Origin of the sequence: Leeuwenhoekiella parthenopeia, from assembly GCF_020782115.1 — a bacterium.
In the GTDB taxonomy this organism is placed as follows: domain Bacteria; phylum Bacteroidota; class Bacteroidia; order Flavobacteriales; family Flavobacteriaceae; genus Leeuwenhoekiella; species Leeuwenhoekiella parthenopeia.
Genome location: NZ_JAJGMW010000029.1, coordinates 31422 through 51637 on the forward strand (window position 1 = coordinate 31422; position 20216 = coordinate 51637).

Consider the following 20216-nt stretch of genomic DNA (forward strand, 5'->3'; position numbering starts at 1 on the left):
TTGTTTCTATTTGATTTCATTTGCTTTTAAATCCCATCAAAACCTATTAAAATGAAAAGTCATGTTGTTAATAACTCAAAATGCCAGACTTAGAAAAAAGCTCCAAAACGTCATTTGGATGTTTCTGCTGCTTAATATTAGTTTGATCTATGGGCAGGAATTGGACAGACCTTTGCGTGTAGTAATCGACCCCGGACACGGCGGTAAGGATTCCGGGGCAGTGGGTGTAAATGGAATTCAGGAGAAGGATTTGGTACTGGAAATCGCTTTAAAGATGAGTCAGCTTAATGAATTTGACGGGAAGCCGGCTGAATACTTCCTGACCCGATATACCGATACCTTAATCAGTCTTAGAGATCGCACAAAACTAGCTCGCATACTTAGAGCGGATTATTATATATCCCTGCATTTTAATGATGCGCCGAATCGTAATGCTTCCGGTGTAGAAGTCTTTGTATCTAATCAGGAGAACCGATATTCCAGGCAATCGATTTGGCTGGGACTTGTCCTTGGGAAAAGTTTGGTAAGGCTTACCGGGCAACGGAATCGGGGTGTCAAGTTTGCAAATTTTCAGGTCTTGCGGGACCTTAAAGATGTTTGTCCGGTCGTGCTGGTCGAGTTGGGATTTATTAATACCCTGTTTCACTAAATGGAAACGCTAATAAAGTTGATTTTATTTATGTGTTTTAAACTACTGTATAATAAAGTAAGATCCGCTTTTTGAAAGTAAAAAAGAGCTGGGTAAAGAAATAAGGTGTCAGCCAATTTCGTAATTTTATACAAATGGATTCTCTGTATAAATAATTAGTAATCAATGATTATGAACTTCATATCGTAAGTGCTTTAGCGCACGGTGTATCCGTGGGCAAGCTGCCAATCTTTTTTTGTAATAGTGATTTTGAACTGGTTTTGATGAGTAGTTTTTAATAGAATTTAAAGAGTAAACTCAAAAAAAGTGGGATGTGTGACTAATACTCACTCGTGTATAGCCATCAACTAATTCATCTTAATTTCGACGGTTTGGCTTTATAGTTTTGAACTTTTCAACCAAGAGGATTTAGTATTTAAGTATATGATCTACCAATTAAAGTCCCGAGAAGGGGTTATTTTGCATCAACAACCACAAGGGCTGCTGTTTCCTGATTACCGTTCTGTTTTAGAAGACGCGTTGACCAAAAATATAGATTTGACAGGGTTAAGTTTAAAAGATGAAGATTTAAGTAATCTCAAGTGGATTGGAGTACGGGCTACTGAACTCTATTTTAAAAACTGCTCTCTAACTAACAATCGATTTGAGGATTGTCGGTTTAACTATTTTTCTTTGCAACACTGTGATTGTTCTCATTCCGTATTTAAAGATACAGATCTTAGATATGGACACTGGTCAAATTTAATACTGGATCATGTACGCTTTTTGACTATGCCTAATATGGAGCTTTTTATTATTGATTGCAGTTGTAAGGCTGTTCTTTTTAGGAATTGTAATCTAAGCCATATCACCTTTCATTCCGTAAATCTTACGCAGACCACGTTTAAAAATAGCAGGTTAGGTTACGCCGCTTTTATTAATGCGGAAACAACAAATTCATGGATGGATGAAGTTTCCTTTTTAAACTGCAAAATAGGTGAAGTTCAATTCCATAAATACAATAATCTAAGGAATCTGTATTTCTGGAAAACACGAATTGTAGACATCGATTTTGCGTATTGCGAAAGACCCGTGATTTTCAGAGTTGAAAATCCAAGCTGTATCGTTGTATATTGCGTAGATCAGGATGTGCTCTGGTGGAAACCGGAATTCTGGGCTGGAAAGTCTCCGAGAATTTGGAGATCGGGACTTCAGGAATTTGAATTTGAAATTAAGAATACCTATCCTAAGACTCAGGTATTGCAGAGTCCTCTGGGGGCTTTTGTGGATGAAGAATTACAGCTGGTTTGTTCCTACTTTCAAGCATTAAAAGCTCATTATCGGCCATCTTTAGCCTAAAGTAGTTATTAAAAGTATCATGCGCTCAACTATTCATTTTCTTTTATCTCCGGCATTTTGATCAAAAGCTACCAGGTTAAAAAACTCCCGCATTCTACTGCGTACGCGGTTGCCGTAACGAGCTTCCAATTCATCGGCGTTTAGGTTGGTCGTGGCATGGGTTTTAAGCTGCCGTTTAGTGCTTAGGTAGAGTTCGTAGCGCGATAGCAATACTTCCCCCATCACATTCAGGTCTTTGCCGTAATACCGGCCCGCCGGTTCTACGCCCAGATCGTCAAAGCAGTAGTATTTGGAATTCCCGTATGCTTCAATCGACTTAAACCCTAAATGATTAAAGGCAAAGCTGATGTTACGACAAGGAATGAGTTCGTAAGGCTTTTGCAGGGGTACCAGAAAACGCAGGAGTTTCATCAGACTGGTTTTACCACAGCCTACCGGCCCGGAAAGCAGAATGCCTTTTTCGATGTCGATGCCCTGAGTTTCGCAAAAGGCTTTATCGCGAATGAAGTAGGAGCAGAGCTTCCGCAGGATCTCCTGATCTTCCTCGTAAATGCGGAATTTTTTACCAAACTCCAGCTTGCCTTTGGCATTGAGGTAAATGAGCACTTTAGGAAAATCATAGAGCATTTTTTTGCCGTTGAATGTCCCCAGGCTGTACTCCACGCCACCTTCGATGATTTTAGAGGGGTTTTCCATAATCCTTGTTTTTGGCGGTTCGCAGGTTGTCCGAATCGAAATCGGGTTTCTCGTTTTTAATCCAGCTGAGGGCTAAAGCCTGCCAATCACGCACAGGCTTCCCCCCGGCATCTTCCCAGTTTGTTGCCCGGTAGTGATCGTAAAATTTTTCTGCTTCTGTGGCATCTGCGTGTTGTTCTTCAAAAAATTCTAAAACGGCCAAATAGTCCTTTGGCTGTTTTATATTGTTTGCATGTTTTGTATTGTTTGTAGTAGATACCAGTGCTTGTCCATCTATGGGACGGTGGCGGCCTACTAGCGGTACATTATCGGGACGGTAGTGTCCCAGTTGCGGTATCGTGGTGGGATGGTAGTGTTCCGCTACGTGTTCCAGTCTGGTATCAGACCCGTCTGCTACCGGTTCATCACTGGTCTCAAATAAGGTCATCTTAATGGTGCTGCCCTTATAGGGATTATTAGACGGCAGATAGGTCAGGTATCCCCAATCGTTAAGCTCGGTCATACAGCGATGGTAGGTGGTCTTAGAGCCTAATTTGGCCACACGCATCAATACCCCGCGACTCACGTAAAACCCATCACTAAAGCGGGAACTGTTCCATTCCTGAAACAAAGCCATATAGAGGCTGATGTGAGTAGGGTTTAGGCGTTCGTCGTCGTAGAAAAGCGTAAAAGCTGCGTGAAGTAGCTTTATGTAATTCATCGTTCAAGGTTTTAGACCGTAGTGTACCCGGTTGTCTTCCATTACTTTTTGAATATCCTGGGCATCGTAGTAGATGATACCGCCCACTTTGGTAAAGGGCAGGGTTCCGTTGATGCGTAGGTTTTGCAGGGTGCCGGGGCTAACCTGAAGCAACTCCATCACCTCGGAGGATTTGAGGTACTTCTTGAGTTTCTGGGTTCCCTGATTGTTGATAAGGGTTTTAATCTCTTTAAGCAGTTCGCGTTTGAACTCACGCAGATCGTCTGTGGTAATAAGTGTTGCTGGCATAATAGAACGTTTTTAAAAAAGAAAGGGACTATCGTGGTTATCCTTTTTTTTTGATAGTCCCAATCCCGGTTTGACTTTCGTTCTACGAATTTGAGGTCATTTGTAACCATTTGTTCCCAGGGAAACCGGAGCCCCGGTTAAACTTTAACAGCCGTCAAAAACCGGTATTTCATCACAGAATGAAGGGAATTGTAGAAAATGGCTAAGCAGTTAGTACAGCTGATTTTTCTTTTCGGGGGTATACCGGAGTGGGGGATTTAAAAGTCCTCACGGTCCATTGCCAATGTCAGATTCATAGTCATCTCGTCGAGGAATTTGGTTCTGCTTTTTTTACGGGATTTGATTTCAGAATAGGTTTTATAGACATCACCGGGATCCATATTGAAGAAATTAGCCAGTGCCCGGGCGATCTCAATAATGTCGGCTTTTCCTTTATGGATGACTTTAGCGTGATACAGGGCGTAGGTAAGTTCGATAAGATCGGTACGCGACCCGCTCCAGTCTAAATGAGGAGTGTCTGGTACAGCTACAGGGCGGTCAACCAACTGCGTAATTTTGGTTTTAAGGTATTCGGTAAGCAGTGTTGCAGCTGCCAGTTTTGCGCTCAAAAAATCTCGTGGTGTTGAATAATTTGGATTGTATTGGAGCCTGAGATCATCGGGATCGTAGGGGAGGGGTTCCCTGCGTGTAAAGTAGATTGCGTCTAAATGGGTTTGTTTTGATTTAAGGTAGTAGGCAAAGGCTTTATGTCGCAGTTTGAAGCGGTACTCTATATCGAATTGTTTTTTGTAAAACTTTATTTGTGTTTTAAGCCCTTTTACAGGTTTCTCATGCTCTATTTGGATAATCTTCCTGTAGAACAGGTTATGTGCACTAACAATGGGTTTAATGTGCTTAAAAAAGTAGATTTCTTCCGTTTCTTGTAGATCTGATATAGCTTTAAAATCCTGTTTCAATTGCTTTTGAACCTGGGCCACATAGTTTAAACACAATACATTCAGCCTTGTGCTATAGGCATGTTCTTGCTGCAGATGTTTCAAATCTGCTTTAAACTTTTGTATGTGCTCATCCCATTTCATTTATGCTCCGCTAGGCAAAAGAAATTAATAGGATTTGATGGATTTTGCTGTACTTTAGATATGTAGGTTCTATTGATTTATAAAAAACATCCAATAGCAGTTTACTTTTATAAAATGCAACAGCTGGTAAGAAAATTAAAAACGGGCCAACTCCCTACAGTTGGCCTGCTTACCAGTCCGATAATTAGTTTTTATAGTTTAAGACTTGTTTTAGCGTTATTAGGATAACATGGGATTTATGAATTGGCATTTTAAATCGCTTCAACTATCTTTATCTAAACGCTAAAGATGAAAACCTCTGCTAAAATGCCCAATCTCAGCTCCTATGAGCGCTATCTTCTAAGTGCTTTGGCTCACGGAGTTCCTGTAGGTAAAATACCGGTAATTCTGGAATTCTACGCTATAGAGGCCAACTCCATGAGCAGTGTTGACAAACACCTTCGCAGCCTGCGTAAAAAATTCAATTGTAAAACCAATACCCAACTGGTTTACGAATTGCGCAACCGGGTCATTGCATTAGATCTGGAACGTATGGGCTTATAAACTTTAGGTTTTGAAAATCCCGAATAGAAGGGTTGCCGAAGAATAAGGGGATATTTGACACCTCACTTCGTATTTCAGATGCTACACCTTCACCTCAATCACCTCATTTAATCGCGTAGAATACCTGCGGGAAAGGTGTTTTTGCTGCATTTTCCAGACTTTCTTTAAATCCTGTGCGCCGAGTTTTACCTGATCAAAACAGGTGCGGTTGAGCTTATCAATAGTTTGCATCAGGGCTTTATGCCGGGGATCTTCGTTGTAGAAAAAGGTGAGTTGTTTTTGGGAATCCGGTGTAAGGCCCATAACAATGATACCCGCTTTTTTATAGTGATACCCTTCTTTATAGATGCGTTTTAAACCGGTCATTACGGCTTTGGTAATCACCAGAGACGAATTGGTCTCATAAGGCATTTGTACGGTGATGCCGTTATGGTATTGCGCCAGATCATCGCGGTGTACGTTTGTGTGCAGAAAGATGTAGGCCAGTTTACAGCAGGAGTTTTGTTTACGCAGTTTGTAGCTTACTTTGCCGGCATAAGTGGCTACCCGTTCGCGTATATCCTCAAAGTCGGTATACATACGTTCAAAAGGAGCGGGTAACGGCAATGTTTTTCTTTTTTGCCACGTCTTCGAGATCCAGTGTAGCTTCACCGGATAGGTCTCTTTTAAGCCTTAAACCTACCACACTCAGTTCTTTTCGTACATATTCATCCGGGAGGTTGGTAAACTGCCAGGCATTAAACACCTGTATGTTTTGGAGTTTTTTGGCATACTGCCTGCCGATACCCCAAACGTCACCAATTTGAGTCCACTTCAGGCCTTTTTCGATCTGATCGGGTGTTTGCATTAGGTATGCACCCCGCGTGCGTTCCGGAAATTTCTTGGCGATTTTATTGGCTACCTTAGCCAGTGATTTGGTAGGGGCTATGCCCACACTGATGGGAATACCGGTACTGCGTTTTACTACCTCGATCATTTTATGGCCATAGGCGGTAAGATCAAACAGGTCAAAGCCCTCCAGTTTCAGGAAAATTTCATCGATGGAGTAAACTTCCAGCTCCGGGGAGTAGTTTCCCAGAATGTTCATTACCCATGCGCCCATATCGCCATACAGGGTATAGTTAGACGAAAAAACGTGTATGTTATGCTTCCGCAACAGTTCTTTAATTTTAAAGGCGGGCGCTCCCATAGGGATGCCCAGAGCCTTGGCTTCATTAGAGCGCGCTATCACACAGCTGTCGTTGTTGCTAAGTACGACCACAGGTTGCCCGTTGAGACCAGGGTTAAAGACGCGCTCGCAGGAGGCGTAGAAATTATTACAATCAATTAGCGCAAACATGCTAAAGATCTTTAATCACATTGGTTACCACCCCCCAGATTAAAAAGTCGTTGTCTTTAGTAACTTTGATGGGTTTGTAATTGCGGTTCTCAGCCACTAGCCAGATCGTGTCTTTTTCGATCTTAATACGTTTTACGGTAAACTCCCCGTCGATAAAGCATACGGCGATCTTACCGTCTCTAGCCTCCAGGCTTTTATCGATGATGAGTAAATCCCCATCTGCCAGCCCGGCGCCCAGCATCGAATCGCCTTTAACCCTCCCAAAAAACGTGGCTTCCTTATTGCGGATATAGGCGGTATTTAAATCAATGCCATCGTCTAAATGATCGTCTGCTGGGGAGGGGAAACCACATGATAAACTGGATACAAAAGGGATAAAACAGGAATGCAGTATAGTGGAAATGGGGCTTACTTGAACAATCATAGCGCTTGTTTAATGGATTTAATCCTTTAATTAGGATATAATCCAAATTTAGCTAATTTAGCTTTGGCTTTAAAGCAGGCTCGACTAATTTTTTCCAACAAAGATTTAAGGCCAGCTTTTCAGAATGATTACGAAAGTGAAACTGGGGATGTGGACCGGTATACGTATGCTTGCGGTGACACAAACAAAGGTAGTATGGGGTATTTTTATAAAGCACCTTGTAGAGGCTAAAAGTAGGATCATGTGCCATACGCTCAATAGAGGCATTGAGGTAGAAATGATTGGCGAGATCGTAACGTTCTTTGCGGGTAGGCATACTCCTTCTAAATTACTAAATTAGATAAAAATGTACGACCTATGTGTTATGCAACCAGTTTGACTAAATCGAAAAAGGAAATCGAAGAAACCTTTAAGCGGGATTTTGCCGTTCCCCTGGAATACCAAAAGCATTATCATTTAAACGGTTTTGGCAGCGGAATGCTTTATATAATCCCCATGGAAACAGATCAAATTTATCCCTCCAGCTGGGGATTGATACCGGAATATGCATTTGAGGATCCGGCGGGTTTTAAAGCGGATTATAATACCCTCAACGCGCGAAGTGAAAGCATTTTCAGCAGCAGAACCTATAAAAAGAGCGCCGCAGAAGGCCGCTGCCTGATCATTGCTGACGGGTTTTATGAGCCGCATCATTATAAAAATAAATCACAGCCTTATTATTGTAGACTGGAGGGACATCAAGTCTTCGCCTTTGCAGGATTGTATACGGAACTTGATGATGAACTCTATAGTGCCAGTATCATTACCGTACCGGCTAATGAGCTGTTTGAACAGATACACAATAAAAAGAAGCGGATGCCCCTGGTTCTTGATGATCTATTTTTGGATAGCTGGATCGAGTCGGGATTAAATCAAAAGCAGGTGGAAGAATTGATGCGGGTAGGTTTTACCAATACCCCATTTGAAACCTATCCGGTAAGCAATGCCATTTATAAGCGGGGAGTAGAAACCGATGTGCCCGGGATTTTAGAACCGGTACAACCCATAGACCCGGCCCTGGGTGGGGGAACGGAAGAGCTCACGCTTTTTTAGATTTGGACAAATTGGACTAAACAAATAGACCAAACCGACTACATATCAAGAGCCGAGTGAATCGAGAGGTTTACGTACGGTTCTTTGAGCGGTTTAAGGGTGAAACCCTCCTTTAACTATTTGATCAGCAACTGTGTTTTTTGCAACCAGTTTATATTCGTTTGGATGTTTAGTCATTTGAAATATAGGGATTTTTCTTTTATGAGCTAACTCAAATAATTCTCTTATTAAATCTTTGTCATTTTGGTTAAACCTTGTACCAAGATAAATTGCTTTCGGATTTGGAACATTCATTTTTTGAGGGAAATACTCTTGCTGTTTGAACATTGTAAGTCTCCATTCTTCTTCATATTCCCAATCCTTAGATTTAATTAGGCTTGACCCAACCATTTTCATAGTGTTGTAAGCCTCCAAAAAATCAATTTTTTCGATTTCTTGTCTATAAATTACTGGTTGTAAAAATGTTCTCAATTTATCAGTATCCAAAAAGTCGTATTCAATTGCAACTCCTTTATGTTGGTCAGCGTAGTGGCTCCACAATAAAAGTGATTGATTTGACACACTAAAACTGCATATTCGTATTTTCTCATTGGTTTCACGCACAATAACATTCCAGCGTTTATTCACCTTTTCCAAATGCTGTTCTGATGTAAGTGATAAAGGAATTTTTCTCTTCTTACAGATTTTTAAATAAGTTTCCCAAGGACTTTCACTTGTCTTAAGAGCTTTGATTTCTTTGTCCGTTATATTTTGTCCAGAGATAAAATGAAAGTTTTTCTTGAATCCGTCCGTGGAAAAATAATTCCTTAAAGCTTCGTTGTTGTCAATTTGAATTGAACATTCAAATGGGTCATTAAGTGTTGCAATATCAGCTAACCAAATATAATTTTGCTCAATATTCTCTAAAGTCCGTTTAGAAAGGTTTCTGAACTTATAAAATGATTTGGGAAAGTTGTCTATTTTCAGGGGAATGGCTTTTTCAAAATCTTCCGCCATCATATATTCCAAATATTCGCTTTTCCAATTTTCAGTCATTAATTAATACGTATTTTCAATAATTTTGCCAACATTCCAGGTTAACTCAAGTGGCGGATTGGGAAACGTAATTTATCGGTTCGATTATCTCTTTTAAGGTAGTTAAAAAAGGTTATTTTTGAACGATCTGCCGCTAATTGCTCGTTAACCGCTGTTGGTAGCTGAGCTATCTATAAATCTACTTTTTCAGGTTTTAATCTGAAGGAATTTTTTGGTTTTGTCATTTTATAAACTTGTGTTTGAACTAAGCTTTGTCTGGAAAAATTCTTAATCCACTTCTCATTTTCTTCCATCATTTTGCTGCCTAATAATATTTGAGAAATTGCGCTTTTATCAAACTCAAACAGAAATTTCTGATGATGATTAAATTTTAAGTTTGAAATAAAATTCTTACTTCTTCTTCATAGCTCCATATATCCGATTTTGTACTAATCCAGTGGTAGATTGATGCATTGTAATCTTCAAAATAATCCAATGATTTAAAGGTGTCCGTATATTTTACTTGAATTAATGCTAATTGATCTTTTTTTAAATCTCTTAGGCTGAAATATAATTTGGTTAAATCAAATCCTATACAAACTCCTTTATGCGATCGTGTGTAATGTGACCACATTAAAGAATTATCCCCTTTTTCGCTAAAACAGGAAACACCTATTGTTTTGGCAAAATTAGGGAAAGCATAATTTTTATAAATTTCAATAACCTTATCATCTGTAAGACTTTCTAAATCAATTTTTCTGTGATTTTCAGACGTACTTAATTTGGAATTAAAATCTGGGATAGATTTTCTTGTTCTATCTTTTAAGGCAGAACTGAAATCTAATAATTCAAGGTCACAATCGTAAGGATCATTAAATTCAGTTGGGCTTTTTGCCATTATTGTCATATTTTCTAGAAGCATTTTTGCTCCTTCAAATGGCATATACTGATAAATAATAGGAACTTAACTAATTAACCTTTCTATATCTTTAAAAGTATCGTCCTTACTCATCAAATTATTTGCTTTGTTGGCCACTTGTTATATCAACACTAAATATATCAATCTCTTTTCAAAATTGGCGGGACATCAACACTTTTAAGTTCCATTAATACTATGACTATTGTAATTTATATGCTTGTTGTAGAACCTATATGGGAGGGTGGGCAGTAGCCCAAGGCCCTATACTGCGTACTACAATTTCTGAGAAACGTTCAAGACAAGGAGGTTTTAATAGAATTACTTCAAGGAAAACATTTTAGTTATCGAACTGTAAAATGGAAATATCATCAATTCCAAAATTCCCTTTATATTCCCAGATATAGCCGGGTATTGAAAGCTCTTTCAAAACCTCATCTACAGCTTTTAAATATTTTATGCGTGATTGTTTATCTGCGTTTTGTGTTACTCCATATTCTGTACACCATACTTCAACACCATAAGTACTTCTCCATGTGTTTAATAAAGATAATTTATCACGAATAGCCTGATAGGTACCGGTTTGAGAATAATCCCTGTAATTTATTGCTCCTTCAGTACCCATAGCTTTTTCAGACAATTGAGGCATTTGTATAACTTCGGTAGAATCAGGATATGGAAATGGAATCCCTGTAGTTGCGTTCTGATTTCCGGTCCAGGTCGTTCCCTGATGAGTGAATATAAAAGGTTCATAGAAATGAAAACTATAAATAATGGATTTAAATGGAAGCGGTTGCATCCTTGATAATTCATAAATACTATTATAGTTGGATGCGCCACATACTATAATAACTTCAGGATGACTTGTGCGGATACTGGTGATGATGTTTTTAGCTGTTTCCTCCCATTCTTTAGGGTAAAGCACCGGCTCATTGACGATATCAATATACAGCTCTGGGTAAAGCAAATGTTTGTCATTTAAAAAGTCAAGTAATTGCAGCCAGTTCTTAGAAATGAGCTTCCCTTGAGACTTGTAATTTTCCTGAGAAAGATGGTGATTAAAATTTGAAAGTATCAAAGCCATCTTGTGTTTGGAAGCATATCGTGTTATGCGCTTTATCCACTTTTTAAATTCCTTTAATTCATTCTCGTTTGCATTTTCAAAAAAAAAGTTTAAATCTACAGGGAGTCTTATATTATTTATACCCTCTTGCGATAGCAATTGCAAATCATTAAACAGTCTTTGATACGCTGTTATTTGCTCTGATTTCCAGGTTTTTTCAAGACCTGTAATGTTAACTCCTTGAGAGTGAGTAGTAAATATCCTACACGATATAAAAATAAAACTTAAAAAAATCTTCCAATTGATTGATGTCATAGCTGTAATTATTATATTCGTACTGCACCCAAACAATTCCATGAGTACCAGGTTATCTAAAACTTACTTTTTAGAAGCGCTCAATGCGCAAATGTGGAAAGCTTCAAACATCTTAATTTGGGGTTCTATTTTCTTTATGATATTTATTTCCATTCTGGATTTTCTTTTAATAGAAGATAAATACATAATCCTTACATTTCTTAACGGTTGTACTTTAATACTAATTGCAACATCTAATTATTTGCTTACCAAAATACTTAAAAAACCCACGCTTATACTACATATAGTATTAGTCCTTTTAAGTTTTTTATTTCTTTATAGTATGAGCCTTACCGGAGCCATGGGCTATTATTTATACCTGTCACTTATTTGTTTGGCTTTTATAGCATTTAACAGTATTGCTGTATGGACATTGGGAAATGCAGTTTTTCAGTGTTTTGTATTGAGTATTTTACTTATTACAATGGATTATTTTAAAGTACTCCATTTTTCTGAGCTTGAACATTATGGGGTGTATACCACACTGGCTGTGGTAGCGTTCAGTATAACCTTTCCCTCTCTGAAAATGCTGAGTCTCGTGGATGACTTGAAAGAGTTTTACAGATTAAAACAAGAAAAAAAAGAGGTATCTCGTCTCAATCTATCACTCCAAAAAGAAAATGATATTCAGAAGCAAAAACTGAATCGTTATGAGAACAGTGCAAAAGTATTTAGGCACGACCTTAAAAACAAATTAGGTAGTATAGAATCCCTAATAGAGTTGATAGAACTTGAAGATCAATATCATTTGTTGCCGGGTCAAAACGATTATCTGGATATGATAAAAAATTCACTTGTAGAAGCCTCTGGTGAGCATACTTTTTTTAAAACATTCATGGAGGAAGCAGAAGAACAAATAGTACTTAATAAGTCTATGGTTGATCTGCACGAACTGGTTAAAAATAGTCGTTTGAAACTTTTTGAAAAAACATCTTCCCAAAATATAAAGCTTGATATTGACTTAAAAGCAGCAAATTCACTGATTTATGTGGATCAAAATTTAGCAAACTCGGCTATCTATAATTTGATGAATTACGCCATTAGGTTCTCAAGGAATAATGATACCCTGATGATCACTTCCCGCAATACTCAGGATGTGATAATGCTTGAGATTGTAAATACCATGACGGGTCTACCCATGGCACAATTGGAATCTTACTTTAAGAATCTTTCGTATTATCAGTTAGAGGACAAACAAAATAATAAGGGCTTAGGTCTGAGTATAGCAAAAAATAATATTGAACTTCTGGATGGTCATCTCAGGTATAGTTCGTCTACCACGCTGGGCTTTGAATTTCTCATTGAATTTCCACAGAACGCTAATTTGAATTAAATAGTTGATTATAAATTCTAACTATGAAGAAGAAACAAATAGGATTTACCGTTTTAGCTTTACTAAGCATCTTAAATGTATTTGCTCAAGTTACTCTCGATTTTACAGAGTTTAACTATCCCGAAGAAACAATTACCTGGGGATCCCATACTAAAATGACCTATTTCATTCCGGTGGATCGTACAAAACTCCTTAAAAATAACAGCATACATTTAGATTTTAAAACGTCTGAAGTCTTAACCCGAGAGAAAAGCTTTATTACCCTGGTCATTGCGGATACTCCAAGAGCGACAAAATCACCTGATGGAGATGACTACACCGTAAGTTTTACTGAAGCTTTTGGAGCTAAAGATGTTGTTTCCGGATTTTTAAAAATTGAAATCTTAAATAATTTATCAATTACCGATGATATATGCGAAATATATAATGAAGGTGCTTTTTGGATCCGACGATTAAATTCATCTTACATCAGTCTGGACTATGATCAATCCTACATCACACCAAATACTATCTCCGAATTTATTCCCAGGGTCGAGAGGCTTTTTATCCCTGAAAATCCTTCCTTTGAAGAATTGAATTACGCTGCCTACACACAATTTTTCTTTAAACGGGAGTGGGGAAAAGAACTTCAAATTGAATACATTCCTCAATCCTTTGACACCATACAAGCCAATAGTATCACACTGGGGAAAATTGAAAACCTGCCCTTAGGTATTAAGGAATCTGTTCCTGCTGATCTTAAATCAAAAGGATTAATCAAATTATTAACTCTAAGCAAATCAGGATCTGATGCTAAACCCAATGAGAATGAGTTGATTCAAACCTTATTAGTTACCGGAGCCGATCTAAAAGGCTTTTTCAAGGCTGCCCAGAGTTTACTCGCTAAAGAAATAACTCAAAGTGCATTTAGCACTACCTATCTTGTAAATGAAGGGATGGATATGAGCTATAAGCGTCCTTCAGCAGATCGTAAGCTCAATTTCAAACAGCTTGGAGTTATTGATGAAATAACTGAAGGTATAGGTAAACTTTCAAAAGAATTCACACTTTCCAGGTCGGTTTATGGTGCCGATCTCTCTGAGTTGACCATGCAATTATCATTTACCTATCGACCCCTGAAAGAAAACGAAAATGCTTATGTAAATATTTATCTAAATGATGAATTGGAATTGAGTGAAGCCCTAAACTCAACAGGTAAATTTGAACGTATTGTAAATTTTGAAAATTTAAATCTTGGTAAAAACAGTCAGTTTAGGGTAGAATATTACTATGTACCGGCAGGAGGTCTCTGCATTAAAAATCCCATCTTATTTTATGCTCAAATCAATCTGGAACGTTCATTTGTGCAGGCCGCGGGATATCGTGAAAATAAAGATCTGGATTTTTACTATTATCCGGAAATTTTGTCTACAAATCACCCGGCGGCTATCTATTTAGACATGCCCTATCAAAAAGATCACATACCCGCTTTAAGTAAACTCATTGGCAGTATAAATCCCATCGATAACGGCAATTCGTATTTGTATCCCAGAATAATGCCTGCCGACAGCCTGAAATTAGATGAGAAAAAGTACAGCCCAATTATTATTTCTTCAAAATCAGGTTCGCTAACCCAATTTAATGCGTCTACAGAAAACTTCACACTGGAAGGAAATCAATTCAATTTTGAGAAAACGGACTACACCAGGTATTTTAATATATCCTATACTGACGAACTGGGAGTGTCTCAATTATTCACTAAAAATGATGTTAAAGGTTTATTTATGTTTGTGCCCGAAGGAAAAGCATCCATTTTAAACTTTTTAGTAGAAAAATTGAAAGAACAGGGCAGCCAGAGCAGGGGAGACCTGATTTTAGCAAGCGACAGTGAAGCATTTGTATTTGACTTAAACACATTAAATAGTCAGGCAAATAAGGAAGAGATACAAAGTAATTTTGACGTTTTTTGGCTTAATTATCGGGTCTTTGTCATTTTCGCATTGTTTGTAATGATGGTGGTTACTCTAATTTATATTTTCCAAAAATCCCAACAGTCGAAAAAAAATATAGTAAATGAAAACTAAAATCACCTGCTTCTTTATTTGTTTTAGTGTTTATCTGATACGGGCTCAAAATCCAGAAGGTTTTAGTAGTCTGTCGCCAGACACAACCCTGGCAGATACGTCGGTTAGGTTAAATCCCTGGCAACAGGCTAAAGGGGAGGTTCTCATTGCTCCTTACCTAAGTCATTACATTGCAAATTCATATCGAGATTCTGAAGGAAAAAAAATTGACTTTGCCAATAATGGAAGGTACAGCAATTTTAATCCCAGAGTATTTATTGCAGCCCCTTTGATTTCAGAGAAAATAAATCTTATCGGTTCTATTCCCTATTTCTTTAATAAATATGAAACTGGTGCCGGTTTAGATACGAATGTGGATTTTGGGGATATAGAATTAGGACTACGTTTTCACCTGGCAAAATTTAAAAACAATTACCTGCTTGGAAGCTTAATAGGCTATATACCAGCTTATAATAATACACGACCGCCTTTTGCCGGTTATGATCTTTTTGCTTTGGAATCTCGCCTGGCCCTGGTAGGTAATCTACCCTTCCTGGGAGGTTATAATAACTTTCATAAAGTAGAGTTGGGCTTTCGTTATTTTTTTCCCAACGATCCTGCACAGATCCGTTTTTTACTTTCTGAAGGCTACCGCATAACCGATAAGTTTAGTATACTCGGAGAACTTGAAGGAATGTTTTCATTTAGTGAAAATGAAGAATTTTTCAATACCAATTTACAAGCTGTTGCCGACTACAAAATGATTAAAGCTTCGGGAAATCTGGGTTATGAGTTTACTTCAGATTTTACAATTTATGGAGGCTTTTTTCATGACATCTATAACCGAAATGCAGCAATTGGTCACGGATTTCAGCTATTCTCGGTGATTAAAATCAATTAATAATGCTGAATCATTATAGAAATGACATATTCTTAAAATCAGGTTTAATTACTCAGGATATCTATGCACGCATAGAAGAAATGAGTAAGAGTCTTAATAAATCATTTCTAAAGATTACCCTTAACTACGCATTTCTTTCCAGACTTAAGTTTAAAGAACACCTGCAATCATTAAACATTTGCTTTTTTCAATTTGATTACACTAATCTTGTTGAGATCAAAAAAAACCTTACTAAAGAAGAGTTTGACTTTTTACTGGATCAAAATTTATATCCTTTAGCACTAGATAACGGAAAGGTTGATTTGGTTACAGCAGATCCTTCTGATGACATAAGTATCACTCGATTTAAAGATTTCTTCGGTTATGAAGTAGGAGTTATTTATATAGGAGAAGATTTAGATATCGTAAAAGCTTTACATATGACTTATGGGGGAGCTATTTTACACAAAGCTGTTTTTGATTTGTATGAGAGGGATACTAAAAGTTCTGCCTTAGAAACATTTACTTTAAGACAGGTACTGGTGTTAGGAATACTGGGGTTCATTTTTTTAATAATCTTGCTTTTTTATCCAGTAACCACACTCATAGGACTCAATTTATTTATCAATTTGTTTCTACTCCTGGCAATAGGATTTAAATTTCTTTTGACAGTTGTAGGAGCCAGGTCTGAAACGATCCAGAAGATATCTCAGGCAGAGCTATCTGATATCAAAGATGAGGAGCTGCCTTTCTATACGATTCAATTACCCGTATTCAAAGAATCTGAAGTGATTTATAAGCTTGCTTCAAACCTTCAAAATTTAGACTACCCCAAAGAAAAATTAGATGTAAAATTACTTATAGAGTCAGACGACGAAGTCACCTTTAATGCTGTAAAAAACCTTAAGTTTCCGTGTATTTTTGATCCGGTAATTATTCCCTACGCTCAGCCTAAAACAAAACCTAAAGCCTGTAATTATGGACTCCATTTTAGCAAAGGCACTTATCTAACTATTTATGACGCAGAAGATATTCCGGATAGTGATCAGCTAAAAATGGTTCATAAGTTGTTTAAGAAGCTTCCGGAGGAATATATTGTAATTCAATGTGCGCTGAATTACTTTAATAAAACAGAGAATTTTCTTACCAGGATGTTTACGTTGGAATATTCGTATTGGTTTGATTATATGCTTCCGGGCCTAGATGGTCTAAAGGTCCCTATACCCCTGGGAGGGACCAGTAATCATTTTAAGTTTGACAAACTTATTGAACTGGGAGGATGGGACGGCTTCAATGTTACTGAAGATGCTGATTTGGGGATTCGGGCTTATGCTAAAGGCTATAAAGTCACAGTTTTAAATTCTACTACCTATGAAGAAGCAAATAATGCCTTCTACAATTGGATTAGACAGCGATCCAGATGGATTAAGGGTTATATGCAGACTTACCTTGTTCATATGCGAAATCCCGCTAAATTGTACAGGGAAGTAGGACTTAATGGTTTCCTGGGATTTCAGTTTTTTATAGGGGGTACTTTTTTTACCTTTTTGGCTTATCCGGTGCTTCTGTTGCTGTTTCTGTTTTATATTTTTTTGACTTTTGACATTAGTTCCTATGTTGTTGGGTCTTTAAATACTGAAATCGTCAACTTTTTTAAATTGATATTTCCTGAATGGGTAATAATCATTTCCGTTTTTAATTTTATGGCCGGGAACCTGTTGATGATTTATATCAACATGATAGCTGTTTTTCGCAGAAAATCTTACAGTTTAATTTTATATGCTATTACCAATCCTATTTATTGGCTAATGCACTCCATATCTGCATATAAGGGATTGTTTCAATTGATATCTAAACCTTTTTATTGGGAAAAAACCAATCATGGGCTCACCAAAGAGCATAAACCAGAGATAGAATGAAAAGGATAGTGACCGTTTTTTTTATTGGTATTCTTATTTCTGCGTATTATATCGGAGTAGGCTTTTATCAACAATTTTTGGGTTTTCAATTTTTGGAACCCTTATTTTTGACAGATCGTCTTCAGCTCCTTTTTACCAATGATGTCAAAACTCTTGAACTTTTTTACTTTACCTATCCTTCGTTAACGCATCTTATAAATATCCCGGCAGCATTTATCAATCCTTTGTGGGCACCCCTTATCACCTCGGGTATCGTGGTAGGTTTTTTCGCAGCACATATTATTGTAGAATTATTTAGCAAACAATTGAAAACTGTTTCTGTACTGGTAACCATCTACTTTCTCACCAGTCCTGTAATTTTATCCATTGCCATTTCAGGTACTTATCTCTATTTATTCCTGATTCTTTATTATCTATTTTTTAATTTTCTATTTCGATACACTCGTGATTACACTTCTTATAATTTTGTGATGATAAGCTTGTGCTTAACATTATTTGTCCTGCTTGATTATACTTTTTTGTGGATTATAATTTTTATTATTCCGGTGATCTTTTTGTTCAGTCTTTTTAACTTCAAAGGTTATGAAAAATCATACATAGGTATTTTTGAAGAACTTACACAAAACAGAGTATCAGCAAGAGAACTATTGAATAAATCGTTATCAACTCTTTTAGTTATTCTCTTTACACCCGTAATCAGTTTTGTGTTGTTTTTAATTATTAATTTCTGGTTTACGGGAGATTTTATGTTTTTTGCCGATGCAAAAACTACTATGTGGAATAGTCAACCTGAATTAAGTTCTATTTTTTATCAGAGGGAACACAAGGACTCCTTATTTTTTGATGGCTGGAAGTATTCGGTTACATGCTGTTTTCTTTTATCTGCACCGTTCTTGCTATCATTTTTAATAGGCAGAAAGAAATTACTGTTCCAAATTATCTTGTTTTTAGTGCCGATATGGCTCTTATATAAAATGAATTCTAACCCCTTAGAAAGTCTTCCCTTAGAAGACCTACTCATTATAACCGCTGCAGGGATAGCAGGTTTCATTCACCTTTTTCAAACTCCCTTGATTCACGTATTTCGGTCTAATAAATTAGTTTACTTGATTAGCTTTGCGCTTTTGTGCTTATGTCTTATTAGCGAATATTATTATTTTGATTTCTCAAAAAATCCAAGGGATGAAAATATGCTTTCGTTTTTAAAACAAGAAGTTCCTTTTAATACTATAGCTGTAAACGAAACTGTGCACTATATTCAAGAAAATATTCCCCGAGGCTCTAAAATCTTAACCGATAATTCGTTAACCTATCCGGTGAGCGCCTTGACTCGGAATGCTGTACACTACATTGATCAGTTTGATACTAATTATTATTTAGTTTTACAAAATCCGTCAATTCAGGCAGATTATGTGTTGATTGTAAATACCAGATATTATGATACACAAAAAGGCTTGAAGAATAAAGTTAATGGAGATATTGCGTCTCTTCCACTAATTTACCAAAATGAGGTTTTTAGTATCTTAAAGTCACAAGATAAGAACGATGATTTCAGGTAATTTACGCTCAATACTAATAGTTGATGATAATCCGTTAAATCGTTTTTTAATCACTACCATGGTCAATAAAATAGTTGTAGACGTGACGATACAACAAGCTGAAAACGGATATGATGCCTTACATTTTTTCAAATCAATAAGTCCGGACCTTATTTTTATGGACATTAAGCTTCCCGACCTGAATGGTTTCGAGGTTATTAAGCAAATACGAAATTTGGAGACCGAAAATCGAACACCAATTATTGTAATTAGTGGGAATCAGGCATCTGATGAAAATCATTTAAAGAATGAAAACCTTATCGATGCCTATCTTGAAAAGCCTATACGGTTTACAGAGCTTAAAGCAATTTTGGATACGATTTTTTATTAGGCTGGCCCTTCCTAAAATACCTATACCACTACCTAAAAATAAGGATACATCACTCCCTCTACCTGAGCTGCTCATCTTCTAAAAGTACTGAGCCAAGGGAGTTAAGATTTTCTATTTTAAACTCCGGTGCAGGGGTCCTATCGTATTTCCAAGTATCTACAGGAGCAGCTGAAGGCAGCAGATTCCAGAGGGCCTTATTTTTCCATACTGAAAACGGAATAACGTGGTCTATCGCATACTGCTCATTCGCTTGCCGGATTGTAAACAAGACCTGGGTACAATCTCTAGTGGCACAGGAGGTTTAAATGGATCATCCTGCCTTTATAGTAGCTTAATGCTGGAGGTATGTATGCCTTATCGTAGCCTTTTACTTGAGTGAAGTACGGGTGAAACACGGGTGAACCTTTCACTAGTGGTATTGAATGATTTATTTAGGATAGTGAGCATCCCCCCATTTGTAGGGCAGTTTTCAGCTTAAATTAAGTTCCGGCTATATTGACTAAGCTGCTTTTTGTTGTTTGTTTAAATACTTTACCAGCGGTATTTCGTTTTCTATTCCCTGATGCCTTCTTTTTGTATTGTAATAACTAAAATACGTTTTTAATTGTTGGTATAGAT

General features: G+C 37.3%; 22 protein-coding genes. 10 read left to right on the top strand and 12 right to left on the bottom strand.

Translation table 11 applies throughout. The annotated features are described in order from the left end of the window. The first annotated feature begins 61 nt into the window (after window positions 1–61). Complete coding sequence (locus LLW17_RS16905; RefSeq protein ID WP_228231471.1) at window positions 62–649, top strand: N-acetylmuramoyl-L-alanine amidase family protein; 588 nt, start codon at window positions 62–64, stop codon at window positions 647–649. A 423-nt stretch (window positions 650–1072) separates the two neighbouring features. After that, window positions 1073–1987 carry a pentapeptide repeat-containing protein gene (locus LLW17_RS16910; protein ID WP_228231472.1) on the top strand — a complete coding sequence of 305 codons (915 nt, stop codon included), beginning with the start codon at window positions 1073–1075 and terminating at the stop codon, window positions 1985–1987. Window positions 1988–2020: 33 nt separating this feature from the next. Here the strand turns inward: LLW17_RS16910 and LLW17_RS16915 are convergent, their stop codons facing one another. The 4 genes from LLW17_RS16915 to LLW17_RS16930 form a co-directional block, all read right to left on the bottom strand. Further along, entirely contained in the window at window positions 2021–2683 is a 663-nt protein-coding gene (locus LLW17_RS16915) for a P-loop NTPase family protein (RefSeq protein WP_228231473.1), read from the bottom strand. Beyond that, window positions 2667–3383, bottom strand: a complete 717-nt coding sequence (locus LLW17_RS16920) for a hypothetical protein (RefSeq protein WP_228231474.1) — start codon at window positions 3381–3383, stop codon at window positions 2667–2669. Before LLW17_RS16920 ends, LLW17_RS16915 begins: the two co-directional genes overlap by 17 nt. 3 nt (window positions 3384–3386) lie before the next feature. Then, entirely contained in the window at window positions 3387–3671 is a 285-nt protein-coding gene (locus LLW17_RS16925; protein ID WP_228231475.1) for a helix-turn-helix domain-containing protein, read from the bottom strand. Between the two features lie 257 nt (window positions 3672–3928). Next, complete coding sequence (locus LLW17_RS16930) at window positions 3929–4750, bottom strand: RteC domain-containing protein (RefSeq protein ID WP_228231476.1); 822 nt, start codon at window positions 4748–4750, stop codon at window positions 3929–3931. 288 nt (window positions 4751–5038) lie between these two features. On the opposite strand from LLW17_RS16930, the gene LLW17_RS16935 reads away from it, so the two are divergent. Further along, window positions 5039–5293, top strand: coding sequence for a helix-turn-helix transcriptional regulator (locus tag LLW17_RS16935; protein WP_228231477.1), 255 nt, complete (start codon window positions 5039–5041; stop codon window positions 5291–5293). An 81-nt stretch (window positions 5294–5374) separates the two neighbouring features. Here LLW17_RS16935 and LLW17_RS19030 read toward each other — a convergent pair whose 3' ends face one another. Genes LLW17_RS19030 through LLW17_RS16950 form a run of 4 tightly spaced genes read right to left on the bottom strand, consistent with a single transcriptional unit; the run spans window position 5375 to window position 7372 of the window. Then, the gene (locus LLW17_RS19030) at window positions 5375–5899 is read right to left on the bottom strand and encodes a DinB/UmuC family translesion DNA polymerase (protein WP_350355220.1); all 525 of its coding nucleotides are present in this window, start codon (window positions 5897–5899) and stop codon (window positions 5375–5377) included. Next, window positions 5877–6632 carry a Y-family DNA polymerase gene (locus LLW17_RS19035; protein WP_350355221.1) on the bottom strand — a complete coding sequence of 252 codons (756 nt, stop codon included), beginning with the start codon at window positions 6630–6632 and terminating at the stop codon, window positions 5877–5879. Before LLW17_RS19035 ends, LLW17_RS19030 begins: the two co-directional genes overlap by 23 nt. Before the next feature lies 1 nt (window position 6633). Next, on the bottom strand, window positions 6634–7056 hold the full coding sequence (locus LLW17_RS16945) for a LexA family protein (protein ID WP_228231478.1): 423 nt from the start codon (window positions 7054–7056) through the stop codon (window positions 6634–6636). Window positions 7057–7108: 52 nt separating this feature from the next. Next, a complete protein-coding gene (locus LLW17_RS16950) occupies window positions 7109–7372 on the bottom strand; it encodes a hypothetical protein (protein WP_228231479.1) in 264 nt (87 codons plus the stop codon). Window positions 7373–7413: 41 nt separating this feature from the next. Between LLW17_RS16950 and LLW17_RS16955 the strand changes: the two genes are divergently transcribed. Next, the gene (locus LLW17_RS16955; protein WP_228231480.1) at window positions 7414–8148 is read left to right on the top strand and encodes an SOS response-associated peptidase; all 735 of its coding nucleotides are present in this window, start codon (window positions 7414–7416) and stop codon (window positions 8146–8148) included. A 93-nt stretch (window positions 8149–8241) separates the two neighbouring features. Here LLW17_RS16955 and LLW17_RS16960 read toward each other — a convergent pair whose 3' ends face one another. The 3 genes from LLW17_RS16960 to LLW17_RS16970 all read right to left on the bottom strand — a co-directional run bounded on the left by LLW17_RS16960 (window position 8242) and on the right by LLW17_RS16970 (window position 11456). After that, window positions 8242–9183 carry a DUF2971 domain-containing protein gene (locus LLW17_RS16960; RefSeq protein ID WP_228231481.1) on the bottom strand — a complete coding sequence of 314 codons (942 nt, stop codon included), beginning with the start codon at window positions 9181–9183 and terminating at the stop codon, window positions 8242–8244. 370 nt (window positions 9184–9553) lie between these two features. Then, window positions 9554–10105, bottom strand: a complete 552-nt coding sequence (locus tag LLW17_RS16965; RefSeq protein ID WP_228231482.1) for a DUF2971 domain-containing protein — start codon at window positions 10103–10105, stop codon at window positions 9554–9556. A gap of 313 nt (window positions 10106–10418) precedes the next feature. Continuing rightward, window positions 10419–11456, bottom strand: a complete 1038-nt coding sequence (locus tag LLW17_RS16970; protein ID WP_228231483.1) for a glycoside hydrolase family 5 protein — start codon at window positions 11454–11456, stop codon at window positions 10419–10421. Between the two features lie 40 nt (window positions 11457–11496). Between LLW17_RS16970 and LLW17_RS16975 the strand changes: the two genes are divergently transcribed. From LLW17_RS16975 to LLW17_RS17000, 6 genes are read left to right on the top strand one after another with little or no spacing between them, the layout of a single operon-like run. Beyond that, window positions 11497–12828: a sensor histidine kinase gene (locus LLW17_RS16975; RefSeq protein WP_228231484.1), complete on the top strand. Its 1332-nt coding sequence runs from the start codon at window positions 11497–11499 to the stop codon at window positions 12826–12828. Window positions 12829–12851: 23 nt separating this feature from the next. Continuing rightward, window positions 12852–14891, top strand: a complete 2040-nt coding sequence (locus tag LLW17_RS16980) for a cellulose biosynthesis cyclic di-GMP-binding regulatory protein BcsB (protein ID WP_228231485.1) — start codon at window positions 12852–12854, stop codon at window positions 14889–14891. After that, a complete protein-coding gene (locus tag LLW17_RS16985) occupies window positions 14881–15771 on the top strand; it encodes a hypothetical protein (protein WP_228231486.1) in 891 nt (296 codons plus the stop codon). The genes LLW17_RS16980 and LLW17_RS16985 overlap by 11 nt, the downstream gene beginning before the upstream one ends. 2 nt (window positions 15772–15773) lie before the next feature. Continuing rightward, complete coding sequence (locus LLW17_RS16990) at window positions 15774–17669, top strand: glycosyltransferase family 2 protein (protein ID WP_228231487.1); 1896 nt, start codon at window positions 15774–15776, stop codon at window positions 17667–17669. Next, window positions 17666–19228: a hypothetical protein gene (locus LLW17_RS16995; protein ID WP_228231488.1), complete on the top strand. Its 1563-nt coding sequence runs from the start codon at window positions 17666–17668 to the stop codon at window positions 19226–19228. Before LLW17_RS16990 ends, LLW17_RS16995 begins: the two co-directional genes overlap by 4 nt. Further along, on the top strand, window positions 19215–19598 hold the full coding sequence (locus LLW17_RS17000) for a response regulator (protein WP_228231489.1): 384 nt from the start codon (window positions 19215–19217) through the stop codon (window positions 19596–19598). The genes LLW17_RS16995 and LLW17_RS17000 overlap by 14 nt, the downstream gene beginning before the upstream one ends. 58 nt (window positions 19599–19656) lie before the next feature. Here LLW17_RS17000 and LLW17_RS19040 read toward each other — a convergent pair whose 3' ends face one another. Beyond that, window positions 19657–19866: an HNH endonuclease domain-containing protein gene (locus LLW17_RS19040; protein WP_350355222.1), complete on the bottom strand. Its 210-nt coding sequence runs from the start codon at window positions 19864–19866 to the stop codon at window positions 19657–19659. Between the last annotated feature and the right edge of the window lie 350 nt (window positions 19867–20216).

Coding starts and splice junctions, on each gene's coding strand:
- LLW17_RS16950 (WP_228231479.1), bottom strand. CDS start 7,372: ATGCCTACCCGCAAAGAACGTTACGATCTCGCCAATCATTTCTACCTC.
- LLW17_RS16955 (WP_228231480.1), top strand. CDS start 7,414: ATGTGTTATGCAACCAGTTTGACTAAATCGAAAAAGGAAATCGAAGAA.
- LLW17_RS16905 (WP_228231471.1), top strand. CDS start 62: ATGTTGTTAATAACTCAAAATGCCAGACTTAGAAAAAAGCTCCAAAAC.
- LLW17_RS16970 (WP_228231483.1), bottom strand. CDS start 11,456: ATGACATCAATCAATTGGAAGATTTTTTTAAGTTTTATTTTTATATCG.
- LLW17_RS16995 (WP_228231488.1), top strand. CDS start 17,666: ATGAAAAGGATAGTGACCGTTTTTTTTATTGGTATTCTTATTTCTGCG.
- LLW17_RS16985 (WP_228231486.1), top strand. CDS start 14,881: ATGAAAACTAAAATCACCTGCTTCTTTATTTGTTTTAGTGTTTATCTG.
- LLW17_RS16990 (WP_228231487.1), top strand. CDS start 15,774: ATGCTGAATCATTATAGAAATGACATATTCTTAAAATCAGGTTTAATT.
- LLW17_RS17000 (WP_228231489.1), top strand. CDS start 19,215: ATGATTTCAGGTAATTTACGCTCAATACTAATAGTTGATGATAATCCG.
- LLW17_RS16975 (WP_228231484.1), top strand. CDS start 11,497: ATGAGTACCAGGTTATCTAAAACTTACTTTTTAGAAGCGCTCAATGCG.
- LLW17_RS16925 (WP_228231475.1), bottom strand. CDS start 3,671: ATGCCAGCAACACTTATTACCACAGACGATCTGCGTGAGTTCAAACGC.
- LLW17_RS16960 (WP_228231481.1), bottom strand. CDS start 9,183: ATGACTGAAAATTGGAAAAGCGAATATTTGGAATATATGATGGCGGAA.
- LLW17_RS16915 (WP_228231473.1), bottom strand. CDS start 2,683: ATGGAAAACCCCTCTAAAATCATCGAAGGTGGCGTGGAGTACAGCCTG.
- LLW17_RS16980 (WP_228231485.1), top strand. CDS start 12,852: ATGAAGAAGAAACAAATAGGATTTACCGTTTTAGCTTTACTAAGCATC.
- LLW17_RS16935 (WP_228231477.1), top strand. CDS start 5,039: ATGAAAACCTCTGCTAAAATGCCCAATCTCAGCTCCTATGAGCGCTAT.
- LLW17_RS19035 (WP_350355221.1), bottom strand. CDS start 6,632: ATGTTTGCGCTAATTGATTGTAATAATTTCTACGCCTCCTGCGAGCGC.
- LLW17_RS16910 (WP_228231472.1), top strand. CDS start 1,073: ATGATCTACCAATTAAAGTCCCGAGAAGGGGTTATTTTGCATCAACAA.
- LLW17_RS16920 (WP_228231474.1), bottom strand. CDS start 3,383: ATGAATTACATAAAGCTACTTCACGCAGCTTTTACGCTTTTCTACGAC.
- LLW17_RS16945 (WP_228231478.1), bottom strand. CDS start 7,056: ATGATTGTTCAAGTAAGCCCCATTTCCACTATACTGCATTCCTGTTTT.
- LLW17_RS16965 (WP_228231482.1), bottom strand. CDS start 10,105: ATGCCATTTGAAGGAGCAAAAATGCTTCTAGAAAATATGACAATAATG.
- LLW17_RS16930 (WP_228231476.1), bottom strand. CDS start 4,750: ATGAAATGGGATGAGCACATACAAAAGTTTAAAGCAGATTTGAAACAT.